The sequence below is a fragment of the Baekduia sp. genome (genome assembly GCF_035318805.1).
Classification (GTDB): domain Bacteria; phylum Actinomycetota; class Thermoleophilia; order Solirubrobacterales; family Solirubrobacteraceae; genus Baekduia.
Window position 1 is genome coordinate 15352 of the sequence record NZ_DATHDY010000041.1, and the last position, 12288, is coordinate 27639.

Genomic DNA, 12288 nt, shown 5'->3' on the forward strand with positions numbered 1-12288 from the left:
GGGCGGGTGTCCTAGCCCGCCATGGGGAGGCTCATCCCCGACGGCGCGGCCGCCGGGATGACCTCGATGGCCGGCGTCGGCGCGGCGCTCAGCACGGGCAGCTCGACCGGCATGAGCGCGATCAGGCCGCGGGCGGCCTGGCGGATCGCCTGGGCCGCCGGGTCGTCGGGGTCGGTGCCGACCAGCGGCGCGCCGGCGTCGGCCTGCTCGCGCAGCGGCATCGTCAGCGGCACCTTGCCGAGCAGCGGCACGTCGAGCTCGTCGGCGAGCTCCTGGCCGCCGCCCTCGCCGAAGATCGGGAAGCGCTCGCCCGACGGCGTGGTGAAGACCGACATGTTCTCCACGACGCCGGCGATCTCGAGCTGCACCTTGTGGGCCATCTCAGCGGCGCGGCGCGCGACCTTCTGAGCGGTCGGCTGCGGCGTGGTGACGAGCAGGAACTTCGCGTCGGGCAGCAGCTGGGCGAGCGTCATCGACACGTCGCCGGTGCCCGGGGGCAGGTCGACGAGCAGGAAGTCGAGCTCGCCCCAGTCGACGTCCTCGAGGAACTGCGTCAGCGCCTTGTGGAGCATCGGGCCGCGCCACACGACGGCGCTGTCCTCCTGCACGAAGAAGCCGATCGACATGATCTTCACGCCGTGGGCCTCCAGCGGGAGGATCTTGCGCTCGGGCGAGACCGGCGGGCGGTCGCCGCCGAGGCCGAACATGCGCGGGATCGAATAGCCCCAGACATCGGCGTCGAGGATGCCGACCTTCTTGCCGTCGGCCGCGAGCGCGGCGGCGAGGTTGGAGGTCAGCGTCGACTTGCCGACGCCGCCCTTGCCGGAGCCGACGCAGACGACGTTCTGGACCTGGGCGAGCGCACCGCTGGGCAGGTTGCCGCTGCGGCCGAGCTTCTTCTGCAGGGCGCCCTTCTCGTTGTCGGAGAGGACGTCGAAGGCGACGCTGACCTTGGTCGCGCCGGCCTCCTGGGCGGCCTTGACGACGGCCGTCTGGAAGTGGTTGCGGATCGGGCAGCCCGCCGTCGTGAGCGACACGGTGATCGCGACGGCGCCGTCGTCGGCGATCTCGATCGAGCGCACCATGCCGAGCTCGACGATGTTCTCGCGCAGCTCGGGATCGATGACGGCGGTCAGCGACTGGAGGAGAGCGTCGCGGGTGGGGATGGCCATGTGCTCCATTGTCGCAAACGCGCGTGCGTCCTCGTTGGCGTCTGCGGGCCGGCGGGGCCCTGAACGCACGGACGGGCCGCCCGGAGGCGGCCCGTCGCGGGACAGGAGAGTCTTGGTGGCTCCCGCGGTCCTAGACCACGGAGGCGACGCGCTCCTGGACGGTGGTGGCGGCCTTCTGGCCGGCCGTGATGCCCGTCTGCAGGAGGTTCTCGACGCGCGAGGTGACGTAGTCGGCCTGCGTTGTGATGCCCTTGGTCTGCTTGGTCAGCTCGCTGCGGCGGGCCTTGAGGTCGCGCTGGACGCGCGTCCGGGTCTTCTTGGCCTCGCGCTCGATGCGGGTGCGGGCGGTGCTGCCACGGCGCTCGAAGCGCTTCAGCTCGGCCTCGAGGCGACGGCGGCGGACCTGGAGCTCCTTCTCGGCCTGGTCGCGCGAGCCCAGCGTGCCGCGGACGGCCTCGACGGCGTCGCTGACGGCGTCACGGGCCACAAGGGCGGCGCCCAGCTGCACGAGCGCGGCGCGCTCGGCGTACTCCTGGACACGATCGACGGGCGTCTTGGCGAGCTCGCGGCGCGTCTCGGCGGCCTTCCGGGCGGCCGTCGTGCGGCTGCGGGCCTCGGCGGCCTGGTTGGCCGAGCGCGTCTGCGCGGCCTTCTTGGCGGCGGTCGAGCGCTTCGTGGCGTTGGTCTTGCGGGCGGTGGTGGCGTTCGTGGCCATCTGGGTCTCGGCTCCTCGGTCGGTCTAAGGAAGTTAGATCTAAGTCGTTGTTCGCCTTCAGCGTACCAGCGAACACACGTTTGTAAACCCGACCGCCCACGCGGTTACATTCCGAACACGGGTTCGCAACACTTTCGGGGCGAACGACGCACCTCGCCGCACACCGAAGGGGACAGTCCCCTCCCCGAACGGGTGGGGGACTGTCCCCTTAGGTTGGCTCAGGCCGCGGCTGGCGAGGTGCGCAGCAGCCAGGCCTGCGGGTTCGCCAGCTCGGCCGACGTCGGCGCGAGCTCGGCGGCGGCCCAGGCGTCGCGCAGGCCGGCGTCGCCGCGGGCGAGCACGACGGCGTCGCAGAACGCCCGCCCCTGCGCGTACTGCTTGAGCTTGAGGTCGAAGCCGAGCAGGCGGTCGAGGATGCGCAGCAGCGGCGCGCGGTCCTCGCGCCGGCGGTCCATCGCCGCGCGGAGGCCGTCGACGTCGTCGAGCACCTCGGAGCCCGCGCGGTCCATCGCCCACTCCGCGTGGCCCTCCACGAGGCCCATCGTCCCCTGCACCTGGTCCAGCAGCGCCTTGCGCTCGGCGCCCATCACCGCGCCGAGCAGCCCGCCCTCGCGCACCGACTCGGCCAGCGCCTTGAGATCGTCCATACCGAGGCTCAGCAGCGCGCGCGGGTCGGGCTTGGCGTCCAGCGCGCCCAGCAGCTCCTGCAGCGCCCCGCCGAGGCGCGGGCGCAGCCACGGCACGGAGCCGAACTGCACGGCGTGGGTGACCTCGTGCAGCGTCACCCAGGTCACGACCTCCTCGCGCGGCGCGCCCAGCTCCGTCGCGGCGCGGTCGAGGTTGGGACCGACGAGCAGCAGCCGCGGCGGCGCCTCGGGGTCCGTGAGGCTCAGCTCGTACTGGCCCAGCACGCGCCGGGCGAAGAGCCCGAGAATGCCGCCGAGCTCCGCCGCGACCACCGCGCCGCCGGCGGCCTGCAGCGCCGCGGGCCCCGCCGAGGCGATCGCCCCGCCGAGGATCGGCGCGAGCGTCGTGCGCATCGTCGCGAGGTTCGCGTCGATCCACGCCCCCCGGTCGATCCACTCCGCCGGCGGCAGCGCGCTCGTCGGCACGAGGCCGGTCGCGGCGACGATCTGCTCGCGAGCCGCCTCGGCGCGCTCGGGCAGCCCGGCGGGCGCGACCGACGGCGGCGCCTCGCCCGCGGCGCTGCGCGCGATCCGCGCGGCGAGATCCCAGTCGACCTGCACGGCTCAGACCGCCGGAAGCGCCAGCAGGCGCTCCAGCGACTCCGGGGTGCGCGCGGCGAGGACGGGATAGTGCGGCTCGAGGTCCAGCGGCGCGCCGAGCGGTCCGTCGGGGCAGCCCGCGAAGGCCACGTGGCCGCCGGACTCGCGGACGATCAGCTGCGACGCCGCGCAGTCGACGGCGCGGGTGCGGGCCAGCGACGCCATGGCGTCCACGCGGGTGGCGGCTACCTGGCACATCGAGACGGCGATCGAGCCCATCGCGCGGATCCGGCGCGTCGCGGCGACGAGGTCGTCGGAGGCCAGCGCCAGCCAGCGAGGGTCCGCAGACTCGACGGCCAGCAGCTCGAAGCGGCCGTCGGACGTCTTGCGCTCCGGCGGCGGGTGGGTGATCCGGACGTCGTTGAGGCGGGCGCCCTCGCCGAGCGTCGCCCGCCACTCCTCGCCCGGCCCGAGGTCGTAGACGAAGCCGAAGACGACGTCGCTCATGCGCGGCCCGGCGGACACGGCGACCGACAGCGCGTGGTGCGGCAGGCCGCGCTTGGCGTTCAGCGACCCGTCGATGGGATCGATGACCACGAGCACGTCCGGCGCGCCGAAGTCGACGGTCCCGCGCTCCTCCGAGACGGCCGTGAACCGGGCGCCCTCGTCGTGCAGGCGCTCCAGCTCGGTGAAGACGCGCTCCTCCGCCTCGGCGTCGATGACGAGCGTGCGATCGCCGCCCTCACCGGTCACGCCGGTCTCGACGATGCGCTCCCTGCTGGTCGGGTGATCGCGCAGCACCGCCCTGAGTCCCTCGGCCGCCCGGCGGCAGGCGCCGAGCCAATCGTGTTCCAGCGCCTGATGGGACGTCATGAGGGCCATATCCTAGGGTCGTGCCCGCTTCCCCCGGTGCGATCACGCACGAGGACCGCCTTCGCAGCGGGCGCGATCCCCTGCCCGCCGGCGGCCCGGTCGCACCGGTGCTCCGGGGCCGCGAAGGGGACCTGACGCCCGACCAGGCGCGGGCCGTCACGCACCGCGGCGGGCCGCTGCTCGTGCTCGGCGGCGCCGGCAGCGGCCGGACGCAGACGCTGGTCGAGCGCTTCGCGCACCTCGTCGCGCAGGGGACGGCGCCCGAGGCGATCCTGCTGCTGACGCGCACGGCGAGCGCGGCCGACGCGCTGCGCGCCCGGGTCGAGGACGCCCTCGGCGACCGTCCGTTCGAGGAGCTGCCGGTCCTCCCGATCCACGCGATGTGCGCGCGCCTGCTGCGCGACGAGGCGCTGGAGGCCGGGATCGACCCGTTCGCGGTGACCGCGTCGCCCGCCGACCGGCTCGCGCTCCTGCTCGACCGCGTCGACGACCTCGTGCTGCGCCGCCACGACCTGCGCGGCCGCCCGGCCGCCGTGCTCGGCGGCGTGATCGCGCGCATCGACCGCCTGAAGGAGGCGGGCGTGCGCGCCCGCGCCTTCGCCGAATGGGCCGCCGCGCTGCCCGACGGCGACGAGCGCGCCGAGCGCGAGCGCGAGTTCGCCGGCCTGTTCCAGGCCCACGACCGCCTGCTGCTCGGCCACGGGCTGCTCGACTTCGGCGAGCTCGTGCTCCGGACGCAGGAGCTGCTGGAGCAGCGCCCGCACGTCCGCGCGCGGGTCGCCGGCCGCTGGCGCCACGTGCTCGTCGACGACCTCGAGGACGCCACCCCCGCCCAGGCGCGCGTGCTCACGCTGCTGGCCGCCGACCACGGCGACCTCATGGCCACCGCCGACGACGACCAGGCCGTCGGCGAGCCGCGCGCGATCGCGCTGCGGCTGCGAGCGCTGCTGAGCGCGCCGATCGGCGGACGACCGGTCGAGGTCATGCGCCTGGAGCGCAGCCTGCGCTGCCCCGATCGCGTGCTCGTCGCCGCCGAGGCCGTGGTCGCGCCGATCGCCGACCGCCTCGACGAGGGCTGGGTCGGGACGGACTTCGTCGGCTCGGGCACGCCCGGCGACGTGCGCCTCTGGCGCTGCGCCAACGAGCGCGCGCAGGCGCAGGGCGTCGCCACCGCGATCGAGCGGCTCGTACGCGAGGGCACCCCGCCCGGGCGGATCGGCGTGCTCGTGCGGTCGGTGCGCTCCGAGGGCCAGGAGCTGGCCGTCGCGCTGGAGGAGCGCGCAGTCCCGTACCGGCTCGCCGGCGCCGCGGCGTTCTTCGGCCAGGCCGAGGTGCGCGACGTGCTGGCGTGGCTGCGGCTGCTGGTCAACCCGAGCGACGCGGGCGCCGTGGTGCGCGCGCTGTCGCGGCCGCCGATCGAGCTGCACGGCGTCGACCTCGCGCGCTGCATCCAGATCGCGCGCCGCCGCAAGCTCGACATGGTGTCGGCGCTCGGCGCCGCCACCGAGTCGCCGCAGCTGCCGCCGGAGGCGCGCGAGCGCGTGCTGGCGTTCCTCAAGCTGCACCGCCAGGCCGCCGCGGCGCTGGACACGACGCGGCCAGACCTCTTCGTCCACCGGCTGATCGAGCGCCTCGGCCTGCGCCGCCAGCAGGTCTTCGCCGCGCAGGCCGACGTCGTCGAGCGGCTCGTCTCGCTGGCGCACGTGGGCGAGCTGGCGGCGTCGTACGTGCGGCGGGCGCCGCAGGCGACGCCGCGCGAGTTCGCGGGCTGGCTGGCGGCGGTCGCCGAGGCCGGCGGCATGCACGACGCCGAGGACGACGACGAGAGCCAGCCCCGCGAGGACGCCGTCGCGGTGCTGCCGATGCACGCCGCCAAGGGCCTCGAGTTCGACCACGTCTTCGTGTGCGGGCTGCAGTCGTCGCGGATGCCGGGCGCTCGGCGCCAGCTGATCGAGCCGATCCCCGCGGGCTTGTTGGAGGACTTGCACCTCGGCGTCGCCACCGAGTCGCGCGAGGAGCACCTGGCCGAGATGCGGCGCGTGCTGCACGTGGCGATGACGCGGACCCGCGAGGGGCTCGTGCTGTCCTTCGCCGCGCACTCCGAGCGCGGCGCTCCGCAGCATCCCTCACCGTTCATCGAAGAGGCGCGCGCGGCGCTCGGCTTCGAGTGGGAGGACCTCGACGAGCAGCTCTTCGGGCCCGACGAGGCGCTGCACGCGGCGATCGGCCAGCTGCGCGACGAGCTGCTGTCCGACGTCCAGCAGATCGGCGCCCGGCTGGGCGAGCTGCGGCTCGACACCGACCTCGACGTCGCCCACGGCGTCACGCGCTACCTCGAGCTCCTGAAGCTCGCCGCCCTGCATGCGCGGCCCGACGGCCAGCATGTCGCCGACGCGCTGCCCGGCATCAACGCCGCGATCCTGCACGCCGCCACCGGCCAGCAGCGCGAGATCCTGCAGACGTCGTCGCTGGACGACGTGCTGCTCGGCGCCGAGCGCGACGCCGGCGTGCGCGCCACCGCGACCGCCGCCCGCCACGAGCCGTCGCTCGCGCCGTTCCTGCCGCGCCGCGGCGACGGCCTCGCGCTGTCGGCGTCCGACATCGAGACCTACCGGACGTGCCCGTTGAAGTACAAGTTCGCGCGGGTCTTCCGCGTGCCGCAGGAGCCGACGATCAACCAGCGGTTCGGCATCGTCGTCCACCAGGTGCTCGAGCGCTACCACCAGTCGGGCGGCCAGTCGGTCGACGAGCTGCTGGGGCTGCTGGAGGCCGGCTGGCGGCGCAGCGGCTTCGGGCCGACCGACGAGGAGCGCCAGCTGCACGTCAAGGCCGAGAACGCGCTGAAGCGCTACCACGAGCGCTTCCAGGCCGACGACGCCGAGCCGCTGTGGTTCGAGAAGTCCTTCAACTTCAAGATCGGCCCGCACACGCTGCGCGGCCGGGTCGACCGCGTCGACAAGATGGCCGACGGCCGCTACGAGCTGATCGACTACAAGACGGGGCGCCCGAAGACGCCGGCGCAACTGCGCGACGACGTGCAGCTCGCGCTGTACGCGGTCGCCGCCGCAAGCGCCTGGGGACTCGAGGGCCCGTCGCAGCAGTCCTACCTGTACGTGTTGGACGACCAGAAGGTCCCGCTGCCCGACGACGCCAACGACGCCGAGTGGATCGCCGAGACGGTCCGCGAGGTGGCCGACGGCATCTTGGGCCAGGGCTTCGAGCCGACGCCGTCCTACGCTGCCTGCTCCATCTGCGACTACCGGATCGCCTGCCCGGCCGCCGAGCGCTAGGGGAACATTGGCCCAGAGGGCCAGGTTCCCTTGCGGGTCTTCGCCCAGGGGGCGAAACCCGCGGCGGGTCAGGGACCTCGCTGCTAGGGCAGGAACCCCAGCAGCAGGCCGAGCAGCGCGAAGAGGAACAGCGCCAGCGCGCCGACCGCGACCCAGCGGCTGGGAGCGGGTCCGGCCGGCCGGTGCAGCGGCTCGCGCGTGGGCGGCGGCGCGCCCGGGGGTCGGGGGTTCTTGCGGGGAGCGGGCGCGTCGTCGACCGAGCTGAGCACGTGCGTCGCGGGATCGGCATCGGGCTCGACGAGCGCGGTCGGGTCGTCGCCGAGGCCGGCGCGCGACTCGTCGAGCTGCGCCCGGAGGTCGGCGATCGTCGTCTGAGCCCGCTCGCGCTCCTCCGCGAGCTCGGCCCGCAGCACCTCGACGCCCGCCGCGGCGGCATCCGCCCGCGCATCGGGCTCGTCGGCGCGCTCGTCGGCCATCGCGCGGGCGTCGGCGGCGGCCTCGGCGGCCTCCGCCCGCTGCTCGGCCGCCTCGGCGCGGGCGAGGGCCGCGGCGAAGGCCTCCTGCTGGGAGCCGGCGACCTCGGCCCGAGCCTCCTCGACGTCCTGGGCCGATTGGCGATGCACCACAACCAGCTCGCGCTCCAGGGCGAGGATGCGGTCGGTCGCCTCGGCGCGCGCGGCCTCGGCGGCGGCGGGCACGGCGGTGGCCAGCTCGGAGGCGGCCGCGGCCGCCTCGGCGCGGGCGGCGGCCACCTCGTCCTCGGCGGCCTCCAGGCGGCGGCGCAGCGCGTTGGCCTCGCGAGCGACGCCCGCCAGGCGGTCGCCGTCGTCGGCCACGTCGGGCGGCGGCAGGTCCAGCAGCGTTCCGCGGACGCCGAGCGCGAAGGTCGCGCCGTCCAGCGCGCTGAGCGGGATCGCGAAGGTCGCGCTCCAGCGCTCGCCGTCGCGCACCGCGCGCACGGGCGACAGCTCGATGCGCGGGCCCTCGCCCTCCTCGACCACGAGGAGCGGCTGGCGGGCGAAGCGCGCCTGCTGGGCGAAGCGCCCCTCGAGCTCGACCACGCTCACGTCCGCGCTCACCGGCGCGGCGATGAACCGCAGCAGCTCGAACGGGGCGCGGTCGCGCGTGTCCGGCGTCACGGGCGCTCGGCGTCCTCCGGATCGCCGTCGGGGTGACTCGTCAACGGCTGCGTGCGCTCGAGCGCGTCGGGGTCGGGGCGGCCCGCCGACGCGGTCCGCGCGGCGGGCGTCTCGCGCGGGCCGAGGCGGCTGCGGCGGCGCCGAGGCGGCGTGACCGCGTCGTCGTCGGCGCCCACGTCGCCGGGTGCGGCGCCCGCATCGGCGTCCAGGTCCTCCGCCGCCTCGGCGTCGCGGTCGGCGCGCCGGTCCACGGCGGCGACCCGGCGGCGGACCTCGCGCTCGCGCACCTGGATCGTCACCGAGATCGCGGCCAGCGACAGCGCCGCTCCGGCCGCCATGAGGAACGACCCGCCGAGGGCCAGCCACGCGCCCGTCGTCGGGTCGCCGCCCGCGGCGGCGGGCGGCGCGTTGACCAGCTCGACGATCACGATCGCCAGCGCGGCGCCGGGCAGCGCCCACGCCGCCGACGGCCCGACGGCGTCCGGCCGCACCGCCGCCAGCATGGCGCCGAGCGCGAGCGCGGCCAGCACGAGGTCCAGGCTCTCGAACACCTCCCAGCCGGTCGGTCCGGTGTCGTACCACTCCGTGAAGAGGGAGATCAGCAGCAGCGCGGCGCCGATGAAGAGCACGGCGCGGCCAAGGTCGATGCGACGAGGCATGCTCCTCGCTCTTCCCAGTGGTCTGCCGGATGACACGCGGTTGGCCCGACGCAGGCTCCCGTTCAGGCCACGGCGAGGGCGTCGCGGAGGTCCGCGACGAGGTCCTCGGGCGCCTCGATGCCGCAGCTGAGCCGCACCAGGTCGGCCGGCACGGCCGCGTCGGAGCCCTCGACGGAGGCGTGCGTCATCGCCTGCGGGACCTCGACGAGCGACTCGACGCCGCCCAGCGACTCGGCCAGCGTGAAGAGCTTCGTGCGCTCCGCGATGCCGATCGCGTCGGGGTGGCGGAAGCTGACCATGCCGCTGAAGCCCGGCCAGCGCACCTCGGAGACGCCGTCCGCCTCGCGCAGGAAGGCCACGACCGCCTCGGCGCTCGCGGCGTGCGCGGCCATCCGCAGATGCAGGGTGCGCAGCCCGCGGTGCACGAGGAAGCAGTCGAAGGGCCCCGGGACGGCGCCGACCGAGTTCTGCACGAAGCGCACGCGCTCGTGGACCTCGGGATCGCGCACGACGACGGCGCCGCCGACCGTGTCGGAGTGGCCGCCGAGGTACTTGGTGACCGAGTGGACGGCCGCATCGGCGCCGAGCTCGAGCGGGCGCTGGTTGACCGGCGTGGCGAACGTGTTGTCGACCGCCACGAACGCCGATCCGGATCGTTCGATGACGCCCGCGACGTCGACGACGTTGAGCAAGGGGTTGGTCGGCGTCTCGACCCAGATCAACCTGGTGGTGTCGGTCACGGCGGCGGCGAGCGCGTCGAGGTCGGTCTGGTCGACCATGGCGTAGGTGATGCCGAAGCGGGTCAGCACCTTGTCGACCAGCCGGAAGGTCCCGCCGTACAGGTCGGCCGGCAGCACCACGTGGTCGCCCGCCGAGCACACGGCGGTGATCAGCGCGTGCGTCGCCGCCATCCCGGAGGAGAACGACGTGCCCAGCCCGCCCTCGAGCTCGCCGAGCGCCGTCTCCAGCGCGGCGCGCGTCGGGTTGGCGCTGCGCGCGTAGTCGTAGTCCTCCACGAACTCGCCGACCCTGGGCTGCGCGAACGTCGACGTCTGGTGGATCGCCGGGATGACGGAGCGATAGGTGGGATCCGGCTCGAGGCCGGCGTGGACGACGCGGGTGGCGAACTTCATCGGGCGCCACCATGAGCCGCGGGCGTCGAGCGCGAAGGACGTTCTCTCATCGTGCCAGCGATTCCAGCAGGTCCGCGCGCGTCACGATGCCCGCGGGCCGACCGTCGGCGATCACCAGCAGCGCCTGGCGCTCGCCGACCAGCAGCTCGACCGCCTCGCGCACCGGATCGCCGGCCGAGACCGCGTGCAGCGGCGGCTCCATGACCGCGACGATCTCGGCGTTCAGCAGCGCCGGGTCGTCGACCGCCCGGGCCAGCAGGCCGCGCTCGCCGACCGAGCCGACGACCGTGCTCGGGTCGTGCGCGCTGACGACCGGCAGCTGCGAGACGCCGTGCTCGTGCAGCAGCGCCACCGCGTCGCGCACCTGCTGATGCGTCTGCACCGTGACCAGCGACGGGATCTCGTTCGGGCCGGCGCCGTCGGCCTTGCGGCGCAGGACGTCGCCCACCGCCAGGTCGCCGACGCGCTCCAGGAACCCGTACTGGGTCATCCAGGCGTCGTTGAAGATCTTGCTGAGGTAGCTGCGGCCGCCGTCGGGCAGGACGACGGCGATCATCGCGTTCGGATCGTCGATCCCGCGCGCGACCTCCAGGGCCGCCCACATCGCCGTGCCGCACGAGCCGCCCGCGAGGATGCCCTCCTCCATCGCCAGCCGGCGCGTGGTCAGGAACGAGTCCTTGTCGCTGACGGCGACCCAGCGGTCGACGATCGAGCGGTCGAACGTGGCCGGCCAGAAGTCCTCGCCGACGCCCTCGACCAGGTACCCCTTGACCTCGTCGTCGGAGGCGGCGCTGTAGATCGAGCCCACCGGATCGGCCCCGATGATCTCGATGTCCGGGTTGCGCTCCTTGAGGTAGCGCCCGATGCCGCTGATCGTGCCGCCCGTGCCGACGCCGGCGACCAGGTGCGTGATCTGGCCGCCCGACTGCTCCCACAGCTCGGGGCCCGTCGAGTCGTAATGGGCCTGCGGGTTGGCCGGGTTGAAGTACTGGTTGGGCTTGAAGGCGCCCGGGATCTCCGCGGCGAGCCGGTCCGACACCGAGTAGTAGGACTCCGGCGACTCGGGCTCGACGTTCGTCGGGCAGACGACGACCTCGGCGCCGTAGGCGCGCAGGAGGTCGATCTTCTCCTTGGACATCTTGTCCGGCATGACGGCGATGACGTGGTAGCCCTTCAGCCGCGCCGCCATGGCCAGGCCCGTGCCGGTGTTGCCGGAGGTCGGCTCGACGATCGTCCCGCCCGGGCGCAGCAGGCCCTCGCGCTCGGCGGCCTCGATCATCGCGATCGCCGCGCGGTCCTTGATGGAGCCGCCCGGGTTGACGGCCTCGACCTTGGCGACCAGCTGCGGCACCAGCCCCGCGCCGATCCGCGAGAGCCGGACGAGGGGCGTCCCGCCGACCGCGTCGATGATCGAGTCGCGGATGTCGGTCCGGGTCTCCAGAGCGTTCTCCATCCGTTTAGTCAAGCACCTGTGCGGTGAGACCGCCAGACCTCCGAACGATCGGTGCAATTTTGTTGCAGAACCGAAGATCCTTCGTCGCAGTGTGCGACGATGTCGTGCATGCCGAACGACCTGCGCCTGGACGACGTCGACCGCGCGATCCTCGAGGCGCTCAGCGAGGACGCGCGCATCCCGAACAACCGGCTGGCCGAGCGCGTCGGGGTCGCGCCGTCGACCGCGCTGCAGCGCGTGCGCGCCCTGCGCCGCTCCGGCGTGCTGCGCGGCTTTCACGCGGAGATCGACCTCGCCGCGCTCGGGCGCCCGCTGCAGGCGATGGTCGCCGTGCGCCTCGCCGTCCACAACCGCGAGCAGATCGACACGTTCACGAACGCCGTGCGCGACCTCCCCGGCGTGCTGACGGTCTTCCACCTCGCGGGCGCCACCGACTACCTCGTCTGGCTGGCCGCCGCCGACGCCCAGGGCCTGCGCGAGTTCGTCGTCGACCACCTCGCCACGCATCCGGCCGTCGCCCACGCCGAGACGTCCCTGATCTACGAGCACCGCCGCGGCCCGGGCATCTGGGGCGCCGCGGAGCCGGGCGCACAGCGCTGAGCGACGGCCCCGCTTGGCCCCGTTCTCG

10 protein-coding genes are annotated in these 12288 nt (G+C 74.4%); 2 read left to right on the forward strand and 8 right to left on the reverse strand.

All coding sequences use genetic code 11. The annotated features are described in order from the left end of the window. Positions 1-11 precede the first annotated feature (11 nt). From VK501_RS09470 to VK501_RS09485, 4 genes are all read right to left on the reverse strand, one after another. On the reverse strand, positions 12-1172 hold the full coding sequence (locus VK501_RS09470; RefSeq protein WP_324336969.1) for an Mrp/NBP35 family ATP-binding protein: 1161 nt from the start codon (positions 1170-1172) through the stop codon (positions 12-14). A 130-nt stretch (positions 1173-1302) separates the two neighbouring features. Next, positions 1303-1887: a hypothetical protein gene (locus VK501_RS09475; protein ID WP_324336972.1), complete on the reverse strand. Its 585-nt coding sequence runs from the start codon at positions 1885-1887 to the stop codon at positions 1303-1305. A gap of 218 nt (positions 1888-2105) precedes the next feature. After that, positions 2106-3134: a zinc-dependent metalloprotease gene (locus VK501_RS09480; RefSeq protein ID WP_324336974.1), complete on the reverse strand. Its 1029-nt coding sequence runs from the start codon at positions 3132-3134 to the stop codon at positions 2106-2108. Between the two features lie 3 nt (positions 3135-3137). After that, positions 3138-3986 carry an inositol monophosphatase family protein gene (locus VK501_RS09485; protein WP_324336976.1) on the reverse strand — a complete coding sequence of 283 codons (849 nt, stop codon included), beginning with the start codon at positions 3984-3986 and terminating at the stop codon, positions 3138-3140. A 20-nt stretch (positions 3987-4006) separates the two neighbouring features. On the opposite strand from VK501_RS09485, the gene VK501_RS09490 reads away from it, so the two are divergent. Continuing rightward, positions 4007-7276: an ATP-dependent DNA helicase gene (locus VK501_RS09490; RefSeq protein ID WP_324336978.1), complete on the forward strand. Its 3270-nt coding sequence runs from the start codon at positions 4007-4009 to the stop codon at positions 7274-7276. 83 nt (positions 7277-7359) lie between these two features. Here the strand turns inward: VK501_RS09490 and VK501_RS09495 are convergent, their stop codons facing one another. The 4 genes from VK501_RS09495 to VK501_RS09510 form a co-directional block, all read right to left on the reverse strand. Beyond that, on the reverse strand, positions 7360-8415 hold the full coding sequence (locus tag VK501_RS09495) for a hypothetical protein (protein ID WP_324336980.1): 1056 nt from the start codon (positions 8413-8415) through the stop codon (positions 7360-7362). Further along, positions 8412-9074 (reverse strand): hypothetical protein, encoded by a 663-nt coding sequence (locus VK501_RS09500; protein ID WP_324336982.1) that lies wholly within the window; start codon positions 9072-9074, stop codon positions 8412-8414. Before VK501_RS09500 ends, VK501_RS09495 begins: the two co-directional genes overlap by 4 nt. Before the next feature lie 62 nt (positions 9075-9136). Then, positions 9137-10207 (reverse strand): PLP-dependent transferase, encoded by a 1071-nt coding sequence (locus tag VK501_RS09505; protein WP_324336984.1) that lies wholly within the window; start codon positions 10205-10207, stop codon positions 9137-9139. 46 nt (positions 10208-10253) lie between these two features. Continuing rightward, positions 10254-11660 (reverse strand): cystathionine beta-synthase, encoded by a 1407-nt coding sequence (locus VK501_RS09510; protein WP_324336986.1) that lies wholly within the window; start codon positions 11658-11660, stop codon positions 10254-10256. A gap of 99 nt (positions 11661-11759) precedes the next feature. Between VK501_RS09510 and VK501_RS09515 the strand changes: the two genes are divergently transcribed. Next, positions 11760-12260 (forward strand): Lrp/AsnC family transcriptional regulator, encoded by a 501-nt coding sequence (locus VK501_RS09515; RefSeq protein ID WP_349260992.1) that lies wholly within the window; start codon positions 11760-11762, stop codon positions 12258-12260. The last annotated feature ends 28 nt before the right edge of the window (positions 12261-12288 follow it).

Bases quoted from the DNA above. Each gene is read 5' to 3' on its own strand.
- VK501_RS09470 (WP_324336969.1), bottom strand. From the start codon at position 1,172: ATGGCCATCCCCACCCGCGACGCTCTCCTCCAGTCGCTGACCGCCGTC.
- VK501_RS09475 (WP_324336972.1), bottom strand. From the start codon at position 1,887: ATGGCCACGAACGCCACCACCGCCCGCAAGACCAACGCCACGAAGCGC.
- VK501_RS09485 (WP_324336976.1), bottom strand. From the start codon at position 3,986: ATGACGTCCCATCAGGCGCTGGAACACGATTGGCTCGGCGCCTGCCGC.
- VK501_RS09500 (WP_324336982.1), bottom strand. From the start codon at position 9,074: ATGCCTCGTCGCATCGACCTTGGCCGCGCCGTGCTCTTCATCGGCGCC.
- VK501_RS09505 (WP_324336984.1), bottom strand. From the start codon at position 10,207: ATGAAGTTCGCCACCCGCGTCGTCCACGCCGGCCTCGAGCCGGATCCC.
- VK501_RS09510 (WP_324336986.1), bottom strand. From the start codon at position 11,660: ATGGAGAACGCTCTGGAGACCCGGACCGACATCCGCGACTCGATCATC.
- VK501_RS09515 (WP_349260992.1), top strand. From the start codon at position 11,760: ATGTCGTGCATGCCGAACGACCTGCGCCTGGACGACGTCGACCGCGCG.